Below are 24323 nucleotides of genomic sequence, written 5' to 3' on the forward strand. Positions count from 1 at the left end.
CATGGCAGAGCTACTGGTGCATACGCCGATTACCGTGCTCAAAGGTGTTGGTCCCGCTGTTGCTGAAAAACTGGCTAAAGTGGGCCTAGAAAACCTGCAGGATGTCTTATTTCATCTGCCTTCACGCTACCAAGACCGCACACGCATTACGCCTATCGGTGCGTTGCGCCCCGGACAAGATGCGGTGGTCGCGGGTGTGGTGATGGCCGCCAATATTGTCATGGGCAAAAGGCGCAGCCTGCTGGTGCGCATCCAAGATGGCAGCGGCGGCCTCACCTTACGTTTTTTTCATTTCAGTATGGCGCAAAAAAATGCACTGGAAAAAGGGGTGCAAGTCCGTTGCTACGGCGAAGTGCGGCCTGGGGCAACAGGATTAGAAATTTATCACCCTGAATACCGCGTGCATAATTCTGCCGAAGAGCAGCCACTGCACACCACGCTTACCGCGATTTACCCAACCACCGAAGGGCTCACGCAATTGCGCTTGCGTGATCTATGCGTACAGGCGTTGAGCTTTTTAAATGCGCGCAGCTTACCGGACTGGCTACCCCCTGCAATGATCAGCGAGTACCAGCTCGGCGCTCTGCATGAAGCGATTCGCTACCTGCACCAACCACCGCCAGATGCTGACCTAGAAGAGCTGGCTGAAGGTGTGCACTGGGCTCAGCAGCGTTTAGCCTTTGAAGAAATGCTGACGCACCAATTATCAATTCAGCGCGTGCGCGAAAGTCTGCGCCAGCAGCGTGCACCACAGCTGCCCCCAGCGCAAAAACTACCGCAACTATTTCTAAATAACCTAGGCTTTACCCCCACTGGCGCACAACACCGTGTCGGTGCAGAAATTGCCTGGGATCTGAGCCAAGATGTACCGATGCTGCGCCTCGTGCAAGGCGATGTCGGCGCTGGCAAAACAGTAGTCGCCGCCTTAGCCGCTTTGCAGGCACTGGAAGCCGGCTATCAAGTGGCGTTAATGGCACCGACTGAGATTCTTGCCGAGCAGCATTTTATAAACTTCAGCAAATGGCTGGCGCCACTCAATATCGAAGTGGCGTGGCTGGCCGGCAAATTGAAAGGTAAAGCGCGCACCAAAGCACTGGAGCAAATAGCAGGCGGTGTTCCCATGGTGGTCGGCACCCATGCGCTCTTTCAAGATGAAGTACAGTTTCATAACCTCGCTTTAGCCATTATTGATGAGCAGCACCGTTTTGGTGTACAGCAGCGTTTAGCCTTGCGTAAGAAGGGTGTCGATGGCCTGTACAGCCCACACCAACTCATCATGACTGCAACCCCGATTCCGCGCACTTTAGCTATGAGCGCGTATGCAGACCTCGACACCTCAGTACTGGATGAGCTGCCGCCCGGTCGCACACCAGTCAACACCCTAGTGCTCAGCGATACGCGCCGCCCAGAAGTCATTGAACGTGTGCGTGCCGCCTGTTTAGAAGGTCGCCAAGCCTATTGGGTGTGCACCCTGATTGAAGAATCAGAAGAGCTGACCTGCCAAGCGGCACAAAGCACCTTTGAAGACTTAACCTTGGCGCTGGCAGGGCAAAGAGTTGGCTTGATCCATGGCCGCATGAAATCAGCAGAAAAAGTTGCGGTCATGGAATCCTTTAAACAAGGCGAGCTGCAATTGTTGGTTGCCACCACGGTGATTGAGGTGGGTGTCGATGTACCCAATGCCAGTCTGATGATCATTGAGAATCCTGAGCGTCTGGGCTTAGCACAATTGCACCAATTGCGTGGCCGAGTAGGACGTGGCAGCACCGCCAGCCACTGCGTCTTGCTTTATCATGCCCCACTATCGCAAATTGGCCGCGAACGTTTGGCGATTATGCGTGAAACCAATGATGGCTTTGTTATTGCCGAAAAAGACTTAGAGCTGCGCGGTCCAGGTGAAATGCTTGGTACTCGGCAAACGGGTTTGTTGCAATTTAAAGTGGCTGATTTAATGCGTGACGCAGCGCTTCTACCTGCCGTGCGCGAGGCCGCGTGCCAGCTGCTTGAACACTGGCCTGCACATGTCAGTCCGCTATTAGAACGCTGGCTCAAATATGGACAACAATATGGCCAAGTTTAAACACTACGAAAAAAGCACGCTATACTCGTATTAACATTCAAGCTATTTAGGTGACTAGCGATGCGTTATGCCGACCCTACTGCTACTGATAAGTCTATTTCAACTGCTGTTACTCATGCTTTAGATGCAGCACAAGTCACCTTTAGTGTTCACTCAGCTCATACTGTTGAGCCCGCATTGCGGGTGCATGCCATTCTGCTACAGCACCTTGGTCAGCAACGCTTGGTGCTTATTCCGCGCAATCATATCCTCGACTTAGGCCAGCTTAATACGCTAACAGGTGAGAACTGGCAGGCGTTAACGACGTTCCCGCCTGCAGCCAGTTTTTACTCAATGGACGCGCTGCCGGCCATGCCGGCATTATTTAACATGCCATGCTTATACGCATCGTCTTTACTAGCGCAGCCCATGGCTTATATTGAGTCAGGTGTGAAGGGCGTTCTACTTGGTCTTACAGCAGCAGACTTAAAAAAACTGCTAGTCAACGCGCAAGCCATGGACTGCAGCCAAGCAGTGCCTTCAAAACATCCTAATCATCGCCCTGTGAGCGATGATGCACAGGGTATTGAGCAAGCTGTTATCACTTTAACGTCTCGTCGTATCCATAAACGCCTCGAAGAAACCTTAGAAATCCCAGTGCTTAGCGACACAGCAAAAAAAGTCCTGCGCTTACGTACTGACCCCCTGGCGGGTGTTGATGAGCTGGCCGCTATCGTAGAAACCGATCCACCGCTGGCCGCTCAAGTGATCAGCTGGGCGGTATCGCCCTATTATGCTGCGCCAGGCAAAATCCGCTCTGTAGAAGATGCAATTGTGCGTGTTTTAGGCTTTGACTTAGTGATTAATCTAGCTCTGGGCTTATCATTGGGTAAAAGCCTTCCTTTGCCTAAAGATCGGCCTCTGCACCGCACACCCTATTGGCACCAAGCCATTTACACCGCAGCACTTATTGAGGGCCTAGCCCGTGCTATGCCGATCAACAACAAGCCTGAAAATGGCTTAGTTTATCTTGCTGGCCTTTTACATAACTTGGGTTTTGCGCTGTTGGCGCATACCTTTCCATCGTATTTTTCGCTTGTCTGCCGCTCTCTGGAAGTCAATTTACACTTAAGCCATAGCGTGATTGAACAGCACATACTCGGCACAACTCGCGAACAAATGGGTGCATGGCTGATGCAATGCTGGCACATCCCTGAGGAGTTGGTCTATGCACTGCGTTATCAAGATGACCCTAGCTATCAAGGCGCCCACGCCCACTATCCTAATCTTAACTTTTTAGCACAGCGCTTACTCGCACAACAGGGGATTGGCTACACGCATGACAGTAACATTCCTGACAGCCTGTATCAGCGTTTAGACATCTCAGCAGACAGCGCACAACAGGCATTACAGCGCGTGCTTGACGCAGAACTGGCACTGCAAGAGCTGGTAAAGCAGTTTAGCAAGTAGCACTCAGTAAAAATGTACGCACCCGCTGTGCTGCTGTTGCAGGGTCTTGTTGTATAAAACAATGCCCTCCTGTGACCTGCTCCGTACGCAAATACCTGTTGCGCTGCTGCCACAAGGCTGCCGATTTAATCACAAATGGAAAGGTCTGAGTGCCATACAGCATCAACACAGGCGTTTGCACTTGACGCAAAGCACGCCATAAACCATTGGCAGCTGAACTGAAAATAGTTGCCTCAAGCTGCGGTGCACATTTTAGCTGCACGCCGCCCTGCTCCGCAGGTCGCAAAGCATGATCAACAAAGGCTGTCAGCGCCTCAGGAGCCCAATCTTTAAAGGCACCGCGACCAGTTAAGCTCGCATAAGCTGTTTGCCGATCCGGCCAATGCATACGGCGCACAGCAGTTCTCTTGGCCAGTTTGTTAAACCCAGTCACACCTAAGCGCTCACAGGTTTTAATAAACATTTGCAATGCTGGGGTAAAAATAACGGGGTCCAAGAGCACCGTGCGTTTAAACAACTGCGGATGTTGCGCCATAATTAAGCTGGTTAATACCCCGCCGAGGCTATGTGCTGCGGCATATACAGGGACGCTAGCGAACATTTGACTCTGTGCTTGAAAAGCCTCAACAGCCAGCTCAGCATTGCGATTCCAACCTAGGAAGTGCGTCCCTGCATCACTGTCACCATGCCCCTGAATATCACACAGCCACAGATCAAAATCAGCACTTAAGCGCTCCAGCATTGGCTCATACACCCGCCCACAAAAACCATTGCCATGTAGGAAATGCAAAACTGGTTTGCCCGAGGGCGTGCTGTGCCAGCCACGCAAAGTAATCTGGGCACTCGTTGTGTATGCCCATGGCAGTAGATTCATGCTGCGCTATTCCTTATTATTTTTGGCTAAATGACTGGGTAACACGGCATAAGGCGAGCTCTGCAGTTAAGCGCTGTTGATCTTGCGCCTCAGCAAAAATCAGCTCCAAGCGTGAATCTTTGCGCCACTCGGTATTTTGCCATTGAATGCTTTGCCCACCCAACGCATTGCCTGACAGCCAACCGGCATTGGTATGCAAGACACACTTGGCGCGCTGCCAAGACATTTGCATCAACCACAGCTGCACGCGCATCAACTCAAACTGCTGCGAGGGATGCCAGCGCCAGCCGATACTCCACCCCTCTGCTTGCGCGTTAACCGAGCAGATCGGCTGTTGCGGGTCACGCCAAAGCACGCCCACTGCAACACTGGCAGGTGCAAACACATCTTCAGCAGCCTGCTGCCCCGCTTGTTGCTGATAGCCGGGCAATAATGCATAAGCCAGCTGACCTTGGCGCGTGCAATGCAACGGTAATGGCGCAAAGGCTTGCTGCCAGAGCTGCTCTTGCTCGGGTGTGATGCCATCACACTTATTCACCAGCAGTAAACCTGTTTGCGCCAACAATCCCGGCTCTATGCTCGCCAATGCAGTCGCACTGTTGTTTTTTTGTGCATCAAGCACCAGCACCATCGGTTGCACTGCTAGTACATCCAACCAAGGCACGTCACGCAACTGCTCAAGCAACTGCAGCGGATGGCCCAAACCCGATGGCTCAATAAACAAGCGGTCTGGCTTGGCTTTACGCAGTAACTGCACCAATCCCACTTGGAACGGCACACCATTGACACAACAGACACAGCCGCCCGCCACCTCGGTAAAACTAACGCCTTGTTGGTCACCATCGAGCAAAGCGCTATCAAGGCCAATATCACCAAACTCATTGATCAACACCGCCCAGCGCTCATGGCTGGGGCGCTGCGCCATTAAGCTGCGCAATACGCTGGTTTTGCCTGCCCCCAAAGACCCTGAAATCACATGTGTTGGAATATGCTGCAACATCGCCACGGCTCACTCAACAAAGACTTTAAGAAAACGCCACCTTAACAAAAATGCTTTATACATGTACGCCCCTTCACCTCATGCCAGCGCTTGGTTAAGATGGTACGGCTTGTTCAAGATTTTGGAGGTTAGGATGCGCGCTTGCTATGCCTTATTGCTATTACTGATCAGCCCGCATATTTTTGCCCAGGCCTGCATTATTGAGTCGGTTGATCAGCGGGTTAAAGTAAAAATCTGCCAACAGAATCGAAGTATTCCTGAACATCTGTTTAAAAGTGGTTTTTGTCAGCCGCAATTAAAAGGACAGAAGACCACCGTAACCTTTGTTGAACAATGTCCCATCGGTGCCTTTGGCATCTGCCGCAATGCGCAAAGCGCCGGTGTACCCTCGTACCAGCAAGATATTCATTACTATGGTGTCGCCAGCGATGCGCGTTATCTCAAACCCGCGTGTGAGCGACAAAACAAAGGGATATGGACAGCGTATTAAGCCTGTATTTTCAGCATAACTACAAGCATTTATTAGGCTGAGCACTCCTCTATACTCCACGCAACACTACACACCCCCTCTTAACCGTTATCCAATCTTTAAGCGCATAAATATTGATATCAACATTCAATAATATTCATTTGTTTATAAACAGGCAGCGTTCTAGCATAGTCACATTGATTTAAATCAATTACCGCTAGGTGGGTTGTCACTGCTTCAAACTCACTTGAGCAGACCTCTTCAACACTTAAGGAGGATGGCGTTGCTCGTTGCTGCCCACTTTGATTGCTCAGCGTCCGAGCACCTGCGCTAGATATAGTATGAATACTGCAACTCAGCAGGCTGTTGCCTACAACTATAAAGTGGTTCGCCAGTTCACCATTGCCACTTTAATCTGGGGCTTATTAGGGATGAGCATGGGCGTCTTTATTGCCGCGCAGCTGGTCTGGCCAGAACTCAATTTCGATCTACCTTGGACCAGTTTTGGTCGTATTCGTCCTATTCACACCAACATCGTGATTTTTGCCTTCGGTGGTTGCGCACTGATTTCCACTTCTTTGTATATTGTCCAGCGCAGCTGCTATGCACGCCTGCCTTCTGATCGCGCAGCAAGCCTGCTGTTTTGGGGTTGGCAAGCAATGTTGCTCGCGACTGTCACCAGCTATGCGCTGGGTTATACCACCAGCAAAGAATACGCAGAAATGGAATGGCCTTTGGCTATCGTTCTAGCTGTACTGTGGTTGATCTATCTGTGGCTATTTTTCGGCACCATTGTGCGCCGCCAAACCTCACACATTTATGTAGCCAATTGGTTTTATGGTGCTTTTATCATCGTTACTGCGATGGTGCATATTATTAACCACGCAGCGACCCCGGTATCTCTGCTGAAATCTTACTCATTATATTCGGGCGCAACCGACGCCATGGTGCAATGGTGGTTTGGTCATAGCGTTGTCGGCTTTATTTTGTCGGTCGGCTTCCTCGGTATGATGTATTACTTTGTGCCCAAACAGGTCAATCGTCCGATTTATTCCTACCGTTTATCCATCGTGCATTTCTGGGCGATTATTTCAGTATATATCTGGGCTGGCCCGCACCACCTGCACTACACAGCGCTACCCGACTGGGCGCAAAGTTTAGGCATGGTGATGTCGATTATTCTGCTGGTGCCAAGCTGGGGCGGGATGATTAACGGTATGATGACCTTATCCGGTGCTTGGCATAAGTTACGCAGCGACCCAATCTTACGTTTCTTAGTTGTTGCGCTCGCTTTTTATGGCATGTCGACCTTTGAAGGCCCAATGATGGCGATCAAAACTGTCAACTCTTTGTCGCACTATACTGACTGGACTATCGGTCACGTACATGCCGGCGCTTTAGGCTGGGTGGCAATGGTCAGCTTTGGTAGTCTTTATCACATGATTCCCAAACTCTGGAACCATGCCGAGATGTACAGCACGCGTTTGATTAACCTGCACTTCTGGCTGGCTACAGCTGGTACGGTGATTTATATCGCCGCGATGTGGGTCAACGGCCTCACCCAAGGCCTGATGTGGCGTGCAATTAATGATGACGGCACCTTGTCTTATTCATTTGTCGAGGCTTTACAAGCATCCCATGCAGGCTATATCGCACGCTTAATTGGCGGCTCACTGTTTCTTCTCGGTATGCTACTAATGCTGTGCAACACTTGGCTGACCTTGCGCAGACCCGCGCAACAACCAGCTCCAGACAATGTACCTGCAGCACAACCTGTGGAGGTTTAACTGATGCCTATTCTATTCAGTGTTCTACTTATCACAGCAGGTTATTGGAGCTTAAGACACATGAGCCTGCTGCAAATGGATCAAGCTGCGATGTTGCCTTTTGCTGATGATCCTGATGCAGCTAAACGTGTTGAAAAGGAAACAGGACGCGCTTGCTTACCCGAGCACCTCGCGCAGCAAACAGCGTTGCAGGCCTAAGCTCAAGGAATAGCCACACAGCCCTTAAGCTCTCAACAACGGCATCCTATGTGTGGCTGTTTTTGTCGTTCAAGCCTGCTCAGAGTCTAACTCGTATAGGCTTAACGACTTAAAGCCATTAGCCTTGCATTAAACACTTCAGCACACTATTGGCTAGATGCTGTCTGTACTGCTTTTTCTTTGAGGCACTGTTACTGCCAACTGGCATCCGCTTGCATTAACGTTTTTAACACGCTTAATGCATGCTCTACAGCTGCGTTGGGTTGCCCATCAGCATAAACGACATACAGTGGCCAAGAAAACTCAGGCGCATGCGCTACACGCTGCAAGGCGCCCTCAGCAATATACGGCTCAACCACACGGGTTCTAAAATAACCACGACCACCATGCTGCAAAATCGTATGCAGACCCAGCGGACCAAAATTGCAGCGCATAGCGCTATGTGCATGCTCAGGTAACACGGCATCATGTTGCTGACGAAACAATGTTCCCCAATCAATATAGATATAAGGCTCAGGTTGCAATACCGATTGCACCAGCACCAGTTTTTCTTCGAGAAGCTGCTCCACCTGCAAGCCTGGCCAATAGTGCGGCTGATGCATTAACACGGCATCCAACTCAGCACTTTCTAATTTTTTACACAGGGTGCTGACATCGTACACGCTGGCATTGACCGCATAACTGGTCTGCTCTTTAGACAGCTGCATAAACCAATCTTTGAGCAGCGGATTCCACAAACTGGTTTCCGCCGCTAGGCGCACTTGCACTTGCAGGCTTTCTGGAAAAGGCAAAGCAGTGCGCGCAGCCTCCCATATTTGTAGCAACTGATGCGCATAATGCACAAAGTGCTCGCCATGCACGGTCAAACTGGCGCCGGCGCGGTTGCGTACAAACAAAGAGCAATTAAGCTGTGCTTCAAGGTTTTTAACCCGCGCGGTGACTGTGGTTTGCGTGACACACAACTGCTCAGCCGCAGCAACAAAACTGCCGCAGCGGACAATCACTAAAAAGGTACGAGCAAGTTCTATATCCATAACCGCTTAAAACCACCTTGCCTGCAGCAAGCTTTTTAGTCTATTAAGGTTTAATGATGCACTCTTCTGGCTAACATGCGACATTTTCGACATAAATAAAACCATACTAGATTAACGGCTATGGCGTCGATATCAACAAAACAAATCAAGCTTTGCAGCGCAAGGGCCAAGACGGCAATCGTGTTATAATAATTGGCTAAAGCGCCATAAATGCGTCTTGTATGCGCATATACTGATAGAGTGAGTGCTGGCTCAACACGTAAAATAGTGTGTTATACAATACATTGTTATCGGCAACCTTAGCGTAAAGATACAGCTCTACGTCTTCATGCTCTTGCACTTAGAACCAGCACAAGGCTACGCTGTCCACAAACATACTTTGAATTCACGCTCAAACTAATAATTTAATGGGGTTTATGATGCGCAATTTAGTTTTATCAGCTGTATTGGTCGGTGCCAGCTTATTTGGCACCACAGTGTTTGCGCAAGAGCTGGTTGAGGGCCGCAACTATGTGACCCTAAGCAGTCCAGTGCCTGTTGCACAGCCAGAAAAAATCGAAGTGGTAGCAGTATTTGGCTACAGCTGCCCATATTGCTATCAACTTGAGTCGGCGCTTGCACCATGGTCTACAACGCTATCTGAAGATGTAAACTTTATGCGCATGCCAGCTATGTTTGGTGGTGTTTGGGATTTATACGGCCAACTTTTTTACACCTTAGAAGCCATGCAGACTGATGAAAAAGTTCATCACAGTGTTTTTGATGCAATACACAATGGTGGCCGTAAACTGTCTTCATTGAATGAAATCACCGGCTTTATTGCCGAGCAAGGTGTCGACAAAGCACTGTTTACCAAAACCTGGAACTCCTTTAGCGTAAAAAGCCAAATGGAAAAAGCTAAGAAACTCGCCATGGCGTATCAAATCAGCAGTGTTCCAACCCTAGTGGTTAATGGTAAATACCGTTTTGATATCGGTATGGCTGGCGGCATGCAGGAAACTGTAGGCGTTGCCGATGTGCTGATTGAAAAAGAACGCCAATCTGAATAGGGTCCAGCCGTGTTGATGCCGCGTCGTTTCAATAAAGAGCGCTCAATTATTCGCTGCGATGCCAACCATAATGTGTTGTGCAGCCCGGATTCCTTGCCGCGTGATGATCGGCACATTCGTTTATTAAGCTTCAATATACAAGTGGGCATCAGCACCAGTGCCTACAGGCACTACCTAACACGCAGCTGGAAGCACCTGTTACCGCATCAGGAGCGTTACCGCAACTTAGAAAAGATCGGCTTTTTGCTCAACGACTACGACATTGTTGCCCTGCAAGAAGCCGATGGTGGCAGTTTACGCTCTGGCAATATCAATCAGGTGCAGCAACTGGCACAGCTGGGTAACTTCCCCTATTGGTATCAACAGCGTAATCGCGATTTAGGCCGATTTGCCCAGCACAGTAACGGCCTCTTAAGCCGCCTGCAGCCACAAAGGCTCGAGGATCATCCACTGCCTGGACCTGCTGGGCGTGGGGCTATTTTGGCGCAAATTGGATCGGATTCAGACTCTATTGCGGTCGTCTCTATGCATCTTGCTCTTGGCACCCGTGCCCGTCAGCGCCAGCTTGACTACATACGCGAAATCGTCACTGACTACCGCCACATTGTGCTTATGGGTGATATGAACACCCATGCTGAAGATTTATTAATTAACTCACCACTCAAAGCGCTGAACTTGCGCGCAGCTCAAACAGACGCAACCTTTCCGAGCTGGAAGCCGCAGCATTGCCTTGATCATATTTTAATCAGTTCTGAACTCGAAGTTAGCAATATGTCAGTGCTACCGATACCTATCTCTGATCACTTACCGGTATCAATGGACATTATTTTACCCGACTCAGCACCCACTTCACTTGACAAGATTGCACCGTATTAGAACGGATTAGCCATGCAAAACGATGCTTTAGCTTGGAAGAAAAAATATCTTGAGCTGCTCGATAAACAAGAAAAAATCGAGATAGGTTTTAATACGCAAACTGACTTGCTTATACGTGCGCTAATACGCAGCAGCTTGGCGGCTGAAGGCAATGATCAGCAACTTGACCAGCAATTACGCTTGTTGCGAACATTTCTGCGTAAAGATATTAATAACGTAGAGCTCGAAAGTCACACGAATCAATTAGAAAAAGCCGTACTTAAATCTGAAAAAAATCTGCAACAGCGCAAAGCCATACTGGGTGCAACACTGACGCAACTTGCCCAGCAATTGCATCAGTTACAGCCCGCTAAAGACGTGCAGAAAGAGCTGAAATTTTTTGAAAAAAACCTGCATCAACAACTTTCTCAATCATATAACTTGCACAATCTGCTTAACCAACTCAAAGCATTACAAGACCGTGCCTTCAATACCAGCACTGCGCTAGAGCAAGCAGCACCACCTGCGCCTAGCTTATTCAGTCGTTTTTTCAAAACCGCTGAACAAACAAAGCAAACAAAGCAAGAGCAAGAGCAAGAGCAAGAGCAAGAGCAAGAGCAAGAGCAAGAGCAAGAGCAAGAGCAAGAGCAAGAGCAAGAGCAAGAGCAAGAGCAAGAGCAAGAGCAAGAGCGTGCTGCGATTGCATGTAGAGAGCAAGCGCCAGCAGCACAAACACCTGAATATCTAGAGCTCAGTGCACTCACAGCTGAAACGCCCGCTGGCCCTGATCACAATCAAGACACACAACAGCGCGATCCTATCGACAACATGGATGACAGCTACGCTTTACCAATGCTAATGGATGCCAGCTACAGTTCAGTTGCCCACCATATTCACCAAACATTGACCACATTGCTCAACGATTTACCGATTAGCGATACCCATGAGCAGCACGCACTTGAGTTACGATCGCGCATCGATAAAGGCCTCAACTGGTATGAGCTGGCTCCTTTACTAGACGAGTTATCCAATATTATTCTGGCTATCGCCAATGGTGCTGACAATGGACTTGAGCGCTATTTACTTGATTTAAACCAGCGCCTAACGTCATTTCATGACACCTTACAAGCAACATCAAGCGGCTACTCAGAGTCAGCCAAAGATGCACAAACGTTAGATAAAGACCTGCGCCAACATGTCAGCGGTTTCCATGATGATGTGCGCACATCAACAGATCTTAGCGACTTAAAGAAACTGGTTGATACACGCCTCAACACCTTTATTAACACTCTACAGGCTTATCAAGAAAAGCGTATGCAGACAGACTCTGTGATTTACGAGCGCTTTCAAGCACTGACCGAGCACTCTAGACTGATGGAGCAAGAAACCCAGCAATTAACCACAAAGCTAGAAGAGCAGCGGCAGAAAGCGCTCTTGGATCCGCTAACAGGTTTAGCCAATCGCACGGCTTGGAACGAGCGCTCAGAGCTTGAATATGCACGCATAAAACGCAGTGGCAGCTCACTGTTGTTGAGCATTGTCGATATTGACCACTTCAAGCGCATCAATGACAGCTACGGTCATTTAGCTGGTGATAAAGTGCTACGACTGATTGCCCAAGAGCTGAAAAAGCGTTTAAGAAAAACTGATTTTATTGCCCGATTTGGCGGCGAAGAATACGCCATATTACTGCCTGACACAGCACTAGATGAAGGTTGCTGGCTGATAGACGAGTTGCGCTTAGCCGTTGCAGCTTGCCCATTTCACTTTAGAGGCGAGCCGGTAACAATTACGTTCTCAGCGGGTATTGGACAAGTTTCAACCAGCGAATCGCTTGAGCAGGCCTTCGAGCGCATTGATCAAGCCTTATATGCCGCTAAAGCCGCAGGTCGTAATCAAGTAAGCGTAGCAGATCTAGGCGATAACACTGAGTCAAGTATCAATTGATTCTAACGTTGTGGGTTGCAACGATTAGATAAGGTCTAAGTCTGCCAGTTTTTGTTCAAGTGCGATTAAATCAGGTATTTTTGCAATTTCGCCTTCAATATTTACCGCATCTAACTCTAACGGCAGTAGAGTCTCATCCTGCTCACTAAGTAAGCTTTCATCGATTCGCGTAGAGCGCGGAATGCCTTGGATCAGCAAGCCAAAATAACGAAACTTAGGGCGGCCACCAATTGCATTAACGATGACGACTCGTGCGCGCTCAGTAACCACCGTGGCGTCACTGGATGCCGCCTCAAAAGATAACAAGGGCAAATTAAGGTCTCGCCAGCTGATTTGCCCTAATAACCAATTCGGCGAGTTCTCGGCAGGTTGCACATGGCGATATGCAACAAGTTCAGCAACTGCAGTATTGGGCAATAACAATAATCTGTCGCTTAACGTCAATAGCAATCCAGTTAACTGAGCGGCACTCTGATCAACAACGGCTTGAGTCATGGTATCGTCCTCTTAATATCATCATTATTTTCTATGCCTAGGTTTAAAAAGTACTGCACCAACTCACTGGCTAAACCCTGCGGACTGGCACTGAATACGCTAAAACCTGCTTGCACAACACTATCTGGCATACTTGAGCAGGCACAACTTTCAGCACTTTGCGTCCACACTTGAGCACCCTGCTGCTGCACATATTCAGCAGCAATACTGCCATCATCACCCATGCCGCTAAATACAATAACACCGCAATAGCGTCCATAATGCTGGGCCAAATTGCGCATTATTTGCTCAACGGATGGATTGTAAGCCCCTTCCCACGGTTTATCTAATGCCAGCAGGCGGCTATTACTCGCAAAATTCAACTCATGCTGAATCGGCACTATAACCACTTCACCTTCGCGCACAAACTGATGCTCGCCAAGCAAACGTACCGACCAGCGACTGTGGCGTCCGACTGCTTGCGGCAAGCTGCTCTCAAAATGCGCATCAATATGCTGTGCGTAAATAAAACCTAAGGGGAGGCCCACAGGCAATACGTCCAAGAATGCTTTAACGGCCTGCGGTCCACCCATAGAAGCAGCCAGCAACCACACTTGCTTTGCTGGCTGGTCAGCGTGTCTAGTTTGCTTTAAAAAATACTGTGGCAATTCAATAGGCACTACTGTTGGGCTGATGACCTCGTTGTTCATGGCAACAGCTAGAGTAGCCTGCTGTGCAAGGTGTTGAGTCAGCTGCAGTACTTTCTTAAGTAAACTGCGCTCCCAGCGCGGGTAGTCCTCTGAGTTAAGGCTTGGTGCAGCACCTTCACCGAACAGCACTGGTGCATTATTCTTGCTTAAAAAATACTCTAAGTTAGGGCAATCAACTTCATTAGAGCAAACTGCATCATATAACCAAAGATCTGTTTGACAGTTTTGCAAACGCTCAGCAGTCAGCTGTTGTGGAGCACTATTGAGCACAACCTGATAGCCGTGCTTGCTTAACAGTTGCTGTAAAAGATGCCGCTGTAACGATGTATCCGCTACAACAGCAACCCGTACAGCGACTTGCTCAATCATGCCTGTCAATCAACTTACTAATTGCTTCGAGCAATACCGTTTCTTGATACGGTTTACCTAAGTAATCGTTAACCCCAATGGCCATGGCCCGCTCGCGGTGCTTCTCACCAGTACGAGAGGTAATCATGATTATGGGCAAGTCTTTTAACGTTGAGTCATGGCGCACGAGGTTAGCAACCTCAAAACCATCCATGCGCGGCATTTCAATATCCAGCAGCATAATGTCAGGTCTGCGCTCTTGCAGTTGCGTAATCGCATCAACACCGTCCTTTGCTACCATCACTTGCATTCCATATCGCTCGAGTAAGCGCGATGTTACTTTACGCACGGTCACTGAATCATCAACGATCATTACCAGCTTTGCAGCTTGCTTATCAGCTGCAGCTGGCAATCCAGGCTGCACAATTGCATCTGTTAGACTGGCACTGCTCTGGCGCATACGAATTGTTGCCATCAGATCCAAAATGACAACAACGCGACCATCACCAAGAATAGTGGCACCGGAAATACCGTGCACACTGGCAAATTGTGGCCCTAAGCTTTTCACCACAATTTCCCGCGAGCCAGCAAGTACGTCAACCTGCACAGCGACTGCATATTCATTAGAGCGCACTAAAATCACTGGTAAAGGCAGTGTTTGCCCAACCAGCTTGGGGTTTTGTCCATTATTGAGCAAGTCGCCAATGTATTTGAGCTGGTACTCTTGGCCTGCATACTCAAAGCGAGCGGGCTGACCCTCTTGCTGCTCCTGTTGATAAAGCGCTTCTAGCTCAAAAGGCGATACCCGCACAATACCTTCAATGGTATTCAGTGGAATGGCATAAGAATCCTCACCGGCCATCACCATCAGCGCTCGGTTAACCGACACAGTAAAGGGCAGGCGAATATTAAAACGCGTGCCTATACCTTGCTGTGAATCAATAGTGATTGAGCCGCCAATTTGTTTGATCTCTGAACTCACCACATCCATACCGACACCACGACCGGAGATTTGTGTCACATTGGTCGCTGTAGAAAAGCCCGCATGCAAAATAAACTGCGTCATTTCCTGATCAGTCAGAACGGTATCAGCAGTGATCAAACCGCGCTCAATGGCTTTATTGCGCACTGCAGCTAAATTAACACCGGCACCATCATCAGACAGCACCAGTAAAATATCAGCCCCTTCACGGCTAAGCTCTAGGCGAATTGTGCCTTGTTCGGGCTTACCAGCAGCACGACGCGCCTCAGCAGATTCAATACCGTGGCCAATGGCGTTGCGCAGCATGTGTTCTAAAGGCGCAAGCATACGCTCCAGCACACTGCGGTCCACTTCCCCCTCAGCATTAGTAACAATGAAATCTACATCTTTACCCAACTCATTTGAGATCTGGCGAACCACTCGACGCAGACGCGGCAATAGACGCTCAAAAGGCACCATGCGCGTACGCATTAAGCCTTCTTGCAGCTCAGTATTAACCCGCGCCTGCTGTAAAAGCAGCGTTTCAGCATCACGGCTACGTGCGGCTAAGGTTTCTTTTAAGTCCAGCAAGTCAGAAGAGGACTCAAACAGCGCTCGCGACAATTGCTGTAATTGTGAGTAACGGTCCATCTCCAGAGGGTCGAAATCTTCATAACCCGCTTTTTCAGTTTCGGCCTGATAGCGACTAAGGATTTGCGCCTGAGTTTCTGTATCTAAGCGGCGCAACTGATCACGCACACGGTCGATTGTGGCTTCCATCTCATTCAGCGTGAAGCCAAAGTCGCTGACCTGCTGCTCAACTCGGCCACGGAAAATCGAGGTTTCCCCCGCTAAATTAACCAAGTCTTCTAAAAGTTCAGCGGGTACACGTACTTGTTCTTGTGGTGCACGCTGCGCGCTCGCTCTAGCCGCTGCTTGCTTAGCTTTCTCTACAAAAGGAAGGGTTTTATGGGCAACCGGCTTATCCGTCTTGGTACTCACCGCCACAATCGGCTTAGCCCATTGTGGTGGTTGACTCGACACTGCTTCGGCTTGACTAGGCTGTCGCGCTAACTCCGGCTCAGACAATGTCTGTCGGAGCGCCGCAACCTCAGCCGTGAGCTTCTCAAACGAGCTGCGCAGTTCACGCTGTAAGTGATCAGGCCAAGGTTGTTTTTGTTGCACAGCTTCAAGCAATTGCCGCTCAATCTGTTGGCTGGTATCGCTAATCGCCTGTGCATCAGCAAGCTGCGCACCACCTTTAAGCGTGTGTAGCGCACGTAAAGCATCATCCACCGGCTGCTCTGATGCATTCGCAGCAGTGCATAATTCTAAAGCCGTATCGAGCTCGGCTAACAACTCATCAGCCTCAGTCATAAAGATACTTAATATATCGTCAGTATCCTCTGCCTCAACGCTGTCACTCACAGTTTGCAGCTCAATACTCTCTGCAATGGGCTGCTGGCCTAGCGGCGTACCACGTAATTGTTGAATGCGCCCAATACAAGCGCGTCCGTCCGGCAAAACCGTATGATCACGTACAGCCTCCAGCATGACAGCCAAACTGTCATGACAATCTTGCAGCAAGTTAAAGACAGATGTATCGGCCTGCAATCGACCTGCGCTTAAATCTTCATACAGAAATTCAAGCTCATGCGCTAAATCACCAATCTCTGGGATTTCAGCCATGCGCGCACCGCCTTTGAGCGTATGCAATTCACGCAGTAGCGTTTCCAACTCCAACACATTATCGCTATTGGCAATCCAACGTAATAAGGCTGCAGTTGCGCTATCAATAATTTCAAAGCCTTCCTCTAAGAAGATTTCCACCAGCTCAGGATCGCGCAAATCTGCCGCTGTATCGGTTTCACTGGTGTGCAGCGAACCCACAGCAGGCTCTACTGGTTTTAAGGGCGGCACTGCAGCATCGACCAACTCGTCAGTTTCAGCTATGCCTTCAACAGGCACACCCGCATCATCTTCAACACTCTCAGCAACAACTGGCGATGCAGTAACAGGCTCTGGCTCAACACTTAACTCTGTCAGCTCAAGTTCTTCAGAAGGCTCTGACACGCTGATAGTTTCTTGCAACACAGGCGCTGATAACGCATCGCTCATCAGTGCATACAAGGCGTCTACACTGTTTTGACCCGACTCAACCTGTAAGCCTGCCGCAACCTGATCCATCATATTGATCAGCGCATCATGTGCTTGCTTGGCATGCTCAAAAAAACGTTCCTGAGTTGGCAAACGTCCATCTTTGACTGCTGTATAGGTCTCTAACAAGGCTGCGCAGAGCTCCTCGATCTGCGGCAGCTCAGCCATTTCAGCGCTACGGCCCAATGCTCTGAGCTCCTCTAACAGCGCGGCTAATTCTTTACGCTCTGCTGGATGCATACGCCAGCATTCAAGCTGCTCATCCATATCGAGCAAGGTATCCATACCTTCAGATAAGAAAGTGGAAATCACTTTAGGATCATCCACATTTATTTCATCTGCATGCGCTAAGCGCTCGCTAACCAACTGATTTAGCTTGTCGATAAACGCCGAAGCGCCCTCAATTGCTTGCAGCGGTGTGCTATCTAACTGCTCAATTCCGACACCCAACAATTGCTCCGCTTCACTGAGCAATAACGCTTCATTGAATTCAACAGGCAATAAGTTCGCTTTATAATCTTTAGCTAATTTTTCTAATGCAGTGGCAATATTTGCGATCGGCACAATACCTGCCATAAAGGCACTGCCTTTAAGCGTATGCATAGCGCGCTGCAAATCATCACTAATGGATTTAGGCAGTTGTTGTGCACAATCGGCTAAAAACTCAACCAACGTTTGCACATGTGCTTGCGCTTCAACTTTAAAGATTTCCAGTAAAACCGGATCAATCAGCTCAGCTTCTTCATCCACAGATGCTTCAGGCTGGGACTGCACACTAATGTCTTCGACAGCTACAAGTGCATCACCCAGCTCGGCTATTTCAGTCCCTTCAGCAATCTCTTGCTCAATCTCTTGCTCAATCGCTTGCGCTGCATCTGCTGTACTTGCGAAAACAGGCGCGGGCTCATTACGCGCTAACGCGTGTGCTGTCGCTGCTAACTGATCAACATCATCACGCTGGCGTTGTTGTTGCGCAGCATATTCGGCGACCAGCTCAGGGAACAATTGAATGACATCTGCAATCACTGTAAACACAGGCTCGCTGACTTGCAGGCTACCTTCAATGACGCGGTTGAGCATGTTCTCAATTGACCATGCCAACTCTCCCGCAACTAGAGCACGCACCATTCGGCCACTGCCTTTTAGCGTATGGAATGCACGACGCACTTCTGTTAGCGCATCTTTATCATCTTGATTAGCGCGCCATTGCGGGAAAAACTCGTTGAGTGTGGCTAATACTTCCTCGGCTTCCTCAACAAAAACGTCTTGTAACTCCTCATCGATAGGCTCTTCATCTGCTGCTGGTGGCAAAATACTCGGCGGTACGTCTGTAGCCGGCGGGTTAACCGAAGCAAGCGTTGAGCTCATCACGTCTTCTAGAGACATTTCGGGCATGACAGCCTGTTCAAGCTCATGAATGTCTGGCCGCTCAGCGGGACTCTGCCCACTGGCAAACTCAGGTGCAACATCAAGGCTGTCTAAATCAAACTCTGGTGCGCTGCTATCGGCCTGCTCCGGCAAGTGCGGCACAACATCACTATCATCTGCAGCTGCACTGGCGTCAGCAGTTAAGGTATCTGTTTCTGTGCTACTTGATGCGTCCCACTCCACATCAAGTGTTGGGATATCTTCAGCCTCAAAAGCGGATTGATCGACTTCAGCGTGGTGATCACTATTTAGCTCATGTTCAAGACCTGGCTCTGGGGTTAACACGTCTGCATCGGCTAACTGCTCTTCGTCATCAATGCGTTGTGTGCCTAGCGCGTCATGCTCGCTACTGTCTTCAACAACATCCTCAACAGGTGCTGGCGCATAACCCAGACTGGTTAAGCTTTCTTCAGCCACATCAAGAATCGACTCTCCTTGGCTGGCATGATCTTCAGCTAGACGTTCTAAATAATATTCAACACTGGTTATCGCATCAGCTAAGGTATCAAGGCTCTGCCAATTGGGGATCACTTTATTTTCAAAGAGCTGCTCTTCGATATAGCGCCGGCAGGTTTCAACAAGTGCTGCGGCACGCGGCAAAGGAATCATGGCTAAACCGCCACGCACTTGATTTAAGAGGTGCGGCACATTGGCTAAGTTATCGTGATTCCATTGCGATGCAATAAACTCAATGATGCCATCTTTGGCATGCTCTAAACCTGTTCGCGCTTCCTTAATAACCAAACGGTGAATTTGCCCAACATCCGTCGTGGGCAATAAGTTTTGTTCACTTATAAAGTCATCTGGATTGCCAACCATGCCCGCCAGCGTGGCTTCGATATACAGCAAGGCGCCAGCTATATCCATCAATACGGCATCATTGACTTCTTTATCACCTGCACTCAGGGCTGTGACAACATCAATCTGATCAAGCACCACTTTACGTGGCTGCGCAAAGCCAAGCACAGCTAAGGTGTCGGCAATCTGCTTAAGGGGTGCTTGTAAGGCACCTAGCTCATCCAGATTCTCATGATCACTGCGGACAAAAAGGTCTAAGCTGTCTTTGATGCGTACCAGCTCTTCACAGAGCGCTGCCACCACTGAGCGTATTGCGCCGCGGTCCGGCCCTGACATGTGGGCACGCTCTTCATCAAGCAACAATTCATCCGGTAGCGCCTCAGCTAGGCGGTACTGAGTGTGCAGCTTTTCTAAGCGTGGGGAGTCGGGCTGGGCTTTGGCAACATAAAAAAGTAGGTTCTTAATCAGCTCAGCAGGTGCTGGCTGATTAAGCCCTTGAGCCTGCTCTATGACCAAGCGTCGTAACTCAGCATCAACTTGGCGCAATAAAGTACGCACCGATGCGCCTGCTTCAACACTGCCATTGGCAAGTCCGTCAACTAAGCCCGCCGCCACCCGCCATAATGGTTCCAGAGGCGCCCCTTGGCTCAATATTTCTAAGCGCGCAAAGACCCTTGCCATATACTCTAAGTTGGTTGGTATGCCTTGGCCTCTGAACACGCCAACCAAAGCAACCTGTAGCATTTGTCGTAATTTTTTCAACAATACAGGCATTTCTGGCACACTGAGTTGCTGCATGCGCTGCGCACTGAGCGGCGCATGTGCAGCAGGCAGTGTCGGTGTAAACAAACTGGTTTCTGACAGTAGCTTCTCGCCACGTGCCGCACGCAAATCATTAAGCAGTGGCAGCACCACCATCGGCAGGTCATGTCGCGCTGTCTGGATACGATCCAAATAAAGCGGTAACTGCAAAATAGCCTGCATCAGCACTTCAAGTGCTTCAGCTAAGTTACTAACACGGTCCTCTAACAGTGCCTGCGCCAACTGCTCCATTTCTTCAGCCAGCAAAGCGGCACCAAAGAACTCAACCATCTGCAATGTGCCGTGTACTTGGTGCACATAGGTTAAGCAAAAACGCAGCCGTGTCGAATCCTCTGGATTGTCCACATACTCTTCAAGTGCATGACGTGCCTGTTTTAGAGTTTCAGCAATTTCGCCTTTAACCCATTCCAGGGCGACATAGTCGTGCCGATCACCCATAACTACTCCGCTCATATCCGTGTGTTACCCTTTACGGGTAAAAGCCAAAACGCGTTCATCAGCAACAGGCTCTAAATCAGGATGCTGCCAGCCAGCAACCTCACCAACACCTACCACTAACATTCCACCCGGTGCTAAACAGGCCACTAAACGATTCAGTATTTCTCGTCGCTGCCAGCGGCGAAAATAGATCAACACATTTTGACAAAAAATGACATCCATACCAAAAATAGGTGCTTGCGCTAATTCCAGTATATTTAATCTAGCAAAGCACAGCCGTTCAGCCAGCGTGCTCACTACTTGATACATCCCGTCTGCTTGGATTGTAAAATAGCGCTCAACCAATTCCGTTGGCACGTTTTTTAGACGGCGCGGATCATATGTTGCTCGACGCGCCTTGCGTAAAGCATTATGACTTATATCAGTTGCGGTAATGCCAAACTCTATTTTCTTAGAAGCCTGTCGCAGTACTTCAGCGCTACAAATAGCCAACGACCAAGCTTCCTCACCACTGGCACAACCGACACTCCACAAAGACAGTGATGCTGTGCTCTGCGTGCTTTGTACTTTTTTTGTTAAGAAATCCGTAACCGCTTGGAACGACTCTGCGTGCCGAAAGAACTGTGTTTCTTGGACCGTTAAACGATCAAGTAAAGCCACCCACTCTACGGCACCACAGGGTCCATTGATCACTTGCTGATAATAGCTGGCATAATCAGACACACCCAGCTCACGCATGCGCGCACTAAGATGAACTTGCAAAAACGAGCGTCGCTGCTCGCTAACAACGATACCTGAGCGAGTCTCCAGCAATGCCTGCCAGTCATTAAACTCAGCCGTCGTCATCTCAGCTAGAGGCTGTAAAGCCCATGCACTGCCAGACTGCATGATGCGCCCTTCTTCCATAGTCGAGTAAGGGTGGTAGACATAACAGGCTCCACCCATTCGTGATTAGGCTTGTTCGCTACTGGTTTCTGGCAAGGTAAAGCCAGATACCGACTGACGCATCTCGTTAGCCATCTTGGCCAAGGTACCAATGCTTTGCGCTGTAGCCGTTGTACCCGCAGACGTTTGCGAGGTAATTTCTTGAATCACGTTCATCGTGCTGGAAATATGACCCGCAGATGAAGCCTGCTGGCGAGCCGCGTTGGAAATATTCTGAATAAGCGAAGCCAAAGCTTTCGATACTTTTTCAATTTCCTCAAGGGACACACCAGCATCCTGTGCAAGGTGAGCACCACGCACAACTTCCAGTGTGGTTTGCTCCATCGAAATAACCGCTTCATTGGTATCCGCTTGAATGGTTTTAACCAGCGCTTCAATCTGTTTGGTTGCTGACGATGAACGCTCAGCCAAGCGCTGAACCTCATCGGCAACCACGGCAAAGCCTCGACCCGCATCACCGGCCATCGATGCCTGAATTGCAGCGTTAAGAGCAAGAATGTTGGTTTGGTCAGCAATGTCGTTAATCAAGCTAACGATGTCACCAATTTCTTGTGACGACTCACCGAGGCGCTTAATACGCTTGGATGTATCTTGAATTTGCTCACGAATATTATCCATGCCGGTAATGGTGTTATGCACCACTTCACTGCCTTTGTTAGCAATGGATACTGATCGTTCCGCAACCGAAGCTGACTCAGCAGCATTGGCAGATACTTGGTCAATAGACACAGCCATTTCGTTAATCGCAGCAGATGCACCGGCAATTTCTTGCGCTTGGTGCTCAGATGCTTCTGCTAAATGCATCGCCGTGGATTGCGTCTCTTGGGCTGCGGCGGCAACCTGCACGGCCGTGTCGTTAATGGTTCCGACCAGGTCGCGCAACTGGTCAATGGTGTAGTTAATAGAGTCAGCAATGGCTCCGGTAAAATCTTCTGTTACCGTCGCTTCCGCAGTCAAATCACCGTCTGCCAAATCACCAATTTCATCAAGCAAACGTAAAATAGCGGTCTGGTTACGTTCGTTTTTCTCAGCAGTTTCCGTTAAGCGCACACGTGTTTCACGCATACTCACCAAGCCAATTAAAATAATCGAGGCTAACGCTACAGATCCTAAAATATAGCCCAGTAAGGTATTAAAGACACGGCCATCAGCGCGCGCCTCAAAGCCTTCAGCCAACTCAGAGGCATGATCAAGTAAGGTTTGCGAAACACTAAAAATACCATTAGCGGCTTCACGTACCTGGAACAACTCTGGTGACGTTTCTAAAATCTCATCAACTGAGCCGGAAACAAACTCAAATAAATCAGCAATTTCAGTAAGACGTTCTAAGGCTTCCTCATCGGTCACTCGGGTGATTTCCATCGCAGCGTTACCATCACGCATCGCCTTCAAAACCCGGCCGAAAAGACTGGCATCGCGCCCAAACATATCAGCCGCTAAGACTGAGTCTTCATCACCAACGAGTACTTTGTTCACAGAACCAATGATCCGCTCAGCAAGCAAGGCTTGACGCTGCGCAACAGAAATCTGCCGAGCCGGTGCCTCACTTTGCAGAAGAATATCAACAACTTCCTCATATTCTACTTGTAGCTGCGGGATGGTATCTGCCAGCTCGCCTGCTACGTCGTGCAGCGACAGTACGGTTTGTTCACTATTAACAATCACAGTTGCATTGGCACGCAAGCTATCCCAATCTTTAGCTACGGCATCCATTTCAACTCTTAAAGTATCTGGTGCAGGCGGCAGGTTGTTCTCAGGGTCACCATTGACTAGGAACCCCCAGCGTGTCTCAAAGTCATTACGTGCGTCTTTGAGCAAAGTAAATGCAGGCGCTTTACCAGCGGCTGCTTCGGTCGCGTTTTTCGCAATACGCTGCGACAATACGCGCAACTCGCCAGCATGGGTGATGTATTCTTTGTCGTAGTTAGACTGCGTATTAATGTAAATAAAGTTAATAAACAGCACTACAACTGATACAACCAAGGCAGCAAAGAGCACGCCAATAAGTACATTACTGCGTAACCCTGCTAACAAATGACTTCCGCTTATATTTTTCATGTTTTTGGCCCCCGCCTGGACCTGCATTACTTATTATGTCCAATAACACTCAAGAGTCAGTGTAGGCCGACCCATCCGAATATGACCGCTGCAGCGCAGCAAACTCATGCCTGCTTAAACTATGCAACCACATCTAAAAACGCTTCATCACATGCTAAAGCATGCGGACTAAATACAAGCCAAGACTGCTGATCACGCACAAAAGCACCCTGCACAAAAGGTGCAAATGCCGCATGAATATCCGGCAGCGTTTCAGAATAAGAGTCCACTTCAAAATACTGCATACCAAATACAGCATCGACAGTTAACCCAGCAAAAACATCACGATGCTCAACCACCAATAAACGGCGTAGTTTCTTCGCACTGCTTAATTCAGTGCCGAAAAAACTACAAAGATCCATCACTGGCAGCAAGCGTCCGCGCACGTTAGCAACGAGATATA

General features: G+C 49.1%; 16 protein-coding genes and 1 pseudogene. 8 read left to right on the top strand and 9 right to left on the bottom strand.

All coding sequences use genetic code 11. The annotated features are described in order from the left end of the window. Position 1 precedes the first annotated feature (1 nt). On the top strand, positions 2 to 2080 hold the full coding sequence (gene recG / locus FXF61_RS12580; protein ID WP_151185580.1) for an ATP-dependent DNA helicase RecG: 2079 nt from the start codon (positions 2 to 4) through the stop codon (positions 2078 to 2080). 60 nt (positions 2081 to 2140) lie between these two features. Next, positions 2141 to 3529: an HDOD domain-containing protein gene (locus FXF61_RS12585; RefSeq protein ID WP_151185581.1), complete on the top strand. Its 1389-nt coding sequence runs from the start codon at positions 2141 to 2143 to the stop codon at positions 3527 to 3529. On the opposite strand, the gene FXF61_RS12590 is transcribed toward FXF61_RS12585, so the two are convergent. Then, positions 3519 to 4403, bottom strand: coding sequence for an alpha/beta fold hydrolase (locus FXF61_RS12590; protein ID WP_151185582.1), 885 nt, complete (start codon positions 4401 to 4403; stop codon positions 3519 to 3521). The genes FXF61_RS12585 and FXF61_RS12590 overlap by 11 nt on opposite strands. Before the next feature lie 16 nt (positions 4404 to 4419). Continuing rightward, positions 4420 to 5403, bottom strand: coding sequence for a GTP-binding protein (locus tag FXF61_RS12595; RefSeq protein WP_151185583.1), 984 nt, complete (start codon positions 5401 to 5403; stop codon positions 4420 to 4422). Positions 5404 to 5536: 133 nt separating this feature from the next. Between FXF61_RS12595 and FXF61_RS12600 the strand changes: the two genes are divergently transcribed. The 3 genes from FXF61_RS12600 (at position 5537) to FXF61_RS12610 (ending at position 7857) form a co-directional block, all read left to right on the top strand. Beyond that, positions 5537 to 5893, top strand: a complete 357-nt coding sequence (locus FXF61_RS12600) for an NADH:ubiquinone oxidoreductase (RefSeq protein ID WP_151185584.1) — start codon at positions 5537 to 5539, stop codon at positions 5891 to 5893. Between the two features lie 320 nt (positions 5894 to 6213). Then, positions 6214 to 7659, top strand: a complete 1446-nt coding sequence (gene ccoN / locus FXF61_RS12605; protein ID WP_151185585.1) for a cytochrome-c oxidase, cbb3-type subunit I — start codon at positions 6214 to 6216, stop codon at positions 7657 to 7659. A gap of 60 nt (positions 7660 to 7719) precedes the next feature. Continuing rightward, on the top strand, positions 7720 to 7857 hold the full coding sequence (locus tag FXF61_RS12610) for a hypothetical protein (RefSeq protein WP_256663427.1): 138 nt from the start codon (positions 7720 to 7722) through the stop codon (positions 7855 to 7857). A 191-nt stretch (positions 7858 to 8048) separates the two neighbouring features. On the opposite strand, the gene FXF61_RS12615 is transcribed toward FXF61_RS12610, so the two are convergent. After that, positions 8049 to 8891 carry a LysR family transcriptional regulator gene (locus FXF61_RS12615; protein WP_151185587.1) on the bottom strand — a complete coding sequence of 281 codons (843 nt, stop codon included), beginning with the start codon at positions 8889 to 8891 and terminating at the stop codon, positions 8049 to 8051. Positions 8892 to 9310: 419 nt separating this feature from the next. On the opposite strand from FXF61_RS12615, the gene FXF61_RS12620 reads away from it, so the two are divergent. The 3 genes from FXF61_RS12620 to FXF61_RS14940 are packed head-to-tail and all read left to right on the top strand — an operon-like array spanning position 9311 to position 12742. Beyond that, positions 9311 to 9940, top strand: a complete 630-nt coding sequence (locus tag FXF61_RS12620) for a thiol:disulfide interchange protein DsbA/DsbL (protein WP_151185588.1) — start codon at positions 9311 to 9313, stop codon at positions 9938 to 9940. A gap of 15 nt (positions 9941 to 9955) precedes the next feature. Continuing rightward, a complete protein-coding gene (locus FXF61_RS12625; RefSeq protein ID WP_151186101.1) occupies positions 9956 to 10816 on the top strand; it encodes an endonuclease/exonuclease/phosphatase family protein in 861 nt (286 codons plus the stop codon). 12 nt (positions 10817 to 10828) lie between these two features. Further along, positions 10829 to 12742: a GGDEF domain-containing protein gene (locus tag FXF61_RS14940; protein WP_178087313.1), complete on the top strand. Its 1914-nt coding sequence runs from the start codon at positions 10829 to 10831 to the stop codon at positions 12740 to 12742. Between the two features lie 24 nt (positions 12743 to 12766). Here FXF61_RS14940 and FXF61_RS12635 read toward each other — a convergent pair whose 3' ends face one another. The 6 genes and pseudogenes from FXF61_RS12635 to FXF61_RS12660 form a co-directional block, all read right to left on the bottom strand. Further along, on the bottom strand, positions 12767 to 13237 hold the full coding sequence (locus FXF61_RS12635; protein ID WP_151185590.1) for a chemotaxis protein CheW: 471 nt from the start codon (positions 13235 to 13237) through the stop codon (positions 12767 to 12769). After that, positions 13234 to 14295 (bottom strand): chemotaxis protein CheB, encoded by a 1062-nt coding sequence (locus FXF61_RS12640; protein WP_151185591.1) that lies wholly within the window; start codon positions 14293 to 14295, stop codon positions 13234 to 13236. Before FXF61_RS12640 ends, FXF61_RS12635 begins: the two co-directional genes overlap by 4 nt. Beyond that, a complete protein-coding gene (locus FXF61_RS12645; RefSeq protein ID WP_151186102.1) occupies positions 14288 to 20878 on the bottom strand; it encodes an Hpt domain-containing protein in 6591 nt (2196 codons plus the stop codon). Before FXF61_RS12645 ends, FXF61_RS12640 begins: the two co-directional genes overlap by 8 nt. A 24-nt stretch (positions 20879 to 20902) precedes the next feature. Beyond that, positions 20903 to 21766 carry a protein-glutamate O-methyltransferase CheR gene (locus FXF61_RS12650; protein WP_151186103.1) on the bottom strand — a complete coding sequence of 288 codons (864 nt, stop codon included), beginning with the start codon at positions 21764 to 21766 and terminating at the stop codon, positions 20903 to 20905. Positions 21767 to 21829: 63 nt separating this feature from the next. Then, positions 21830 to 23881, bottom strand: coding sequence for a methyl-accepting chemotaxis protein (locus tag FXF61_RS12655; RefSeq protein ID WP_151185592.1), 2052 nt, complete (start codon positions 23879 to 23881; stop codon positions 21830 to 21832). A 119-nt stretch (positions 23882 to 24000) separates the two neighbouring features. After that, positions 24001 to 24315, bottom strand: a pseudogene (locus FXF61_RS12660) (chemotaxis protein CheW); the annotation flags it as partial. Between the last annotated feature and the right edge of the window lie 8 nt (positions 24316 to 24323).

This window comes from Pseudomonas sp. C27(2019), from assembly GCF_008807395.1.
In the GTDB taxonomy this organism is placed as follows: domain Bacteria; phylum Pseudomonadota; class Gammaproteobacteria; order Pseudomonadales; family Pseudomonadaceae; genus Denitrificimonas.

Excerpts from the sequence above, each read along its gene's own strand:
- recG (WP_151185580.1), top strand. The coding sequence starts at position 2 with ATGGCAGAGCTACTGGTGCATACGCCGATTACCGTGCTCAAAGGTGTT.
- FXF61_RS12585 (WP_151185581.1), top strand. The coding sequence starts at position 2,141 with ATGCGTTATGCCGACCCTACTGCTACTGATAAGTCTATTTCAACTGCT.
- FXF61_RS12590 (WP_151185582.1), bottom strand. The coding sequence starts at position 4,403 with ATGAATCTACTGCCATGGGCATACACAACGAGTGCCCAGATTACTTTG.
- FXF61_RS12595 (WP_151185583.1), bottom strand. The coding sequence starts at position 5,403 with ATGTTGCAGCATATTCCAACACATGTGATTTCAGGGTCTTTGGGGGCA.
- FXF61_RS12600 (WP_151185584.1), top strand. The coding sequence starts at position 5,537 with ATGCGCGCTTGCTATGCCTTATTGCTATTACTGATCAGCCCGCATATT.
- ccoN (WP_151185585.1), top strand. The coding sequence starts at position 6,214 with ATGAATACTGCAACTCAGCAGGCTGTTGCCTACAACTATAAAGTGGTT.
- FXF61_RS12610 (WP_256663427.1), top strand. The coding sequence starts at position 7,720 with ATGAGCCTGCTGCAAATGGATCAAGCTGCGATGTTGCCTTTTGCTGAT.
- FXF61_RS12615 (WP_151185587.1), bottom strand. The coding sequence starts at position 8,891 with ATGGATATAGAACTTGCTCGTACCTTTTTAGTGATTGTCCGCTGCGGC.
- FXF61_RS12620 (WP_151185588.1), top strand. The coding sequence starts at position 9,311 with ATGCGCAATTTAGTTTTATCAGCTGTATTGGTCGGTGCCAGCTTATTT.
- FXF61_RS12625 (WP_151186101.1), top strand. The coding sequence starts at position 9,956 with ATGCCGCGTCGTTTCAATAAAGAGCGCTCAATTATTCGCTGCGATGCC.
- FXF61_RS14940 (WP_178087313.1), top strand. The coding sequence starts at position 10,829 with ATGCAAAACGATGCTTTAGCTTGGAAGAAAAAATATCTTGAGCTGCTC.
- FXF61_RS12635 (WP_151185590.1), bottom strand. The coding sequence starts at position 13,237 with ATGACTCAAGCCGTTGTTGATCAGAGTGCCGCTCAGTTAACTGGATTG.
- FXF61_RS12640 (WP_151185591.1), bottom strand. The coding sequence starts at position 14,295 with ATGATTGAGCAAGTCGCTGTACGGGTTGCTGTTGTAGCGGATACATCG.
- FXF61_RS12645 (WP_151186102.1), bottom strand. The coding sequence starts at position 20,878 with ATGGGTGATCGGCACGACTATGTCGCCCTGGAATGGGTTAAAGGCGAA.
- FXF61_RS12650 (WP_151186103.1), bottom strand. The coding sequence starts at position 21,766 with ATGCAGTCTGGCAGTGCATGGGCTTTACAGCCTCTAGCTGAGATGACG.
- FXF61_RS12655 (WP_151185592.1), bottom strand. The coding sequence starts at position 23,881 with ATGAAAAATATAAGCGGAAGTCATTTGTTAGCAGGGTTACGCAGTAAT.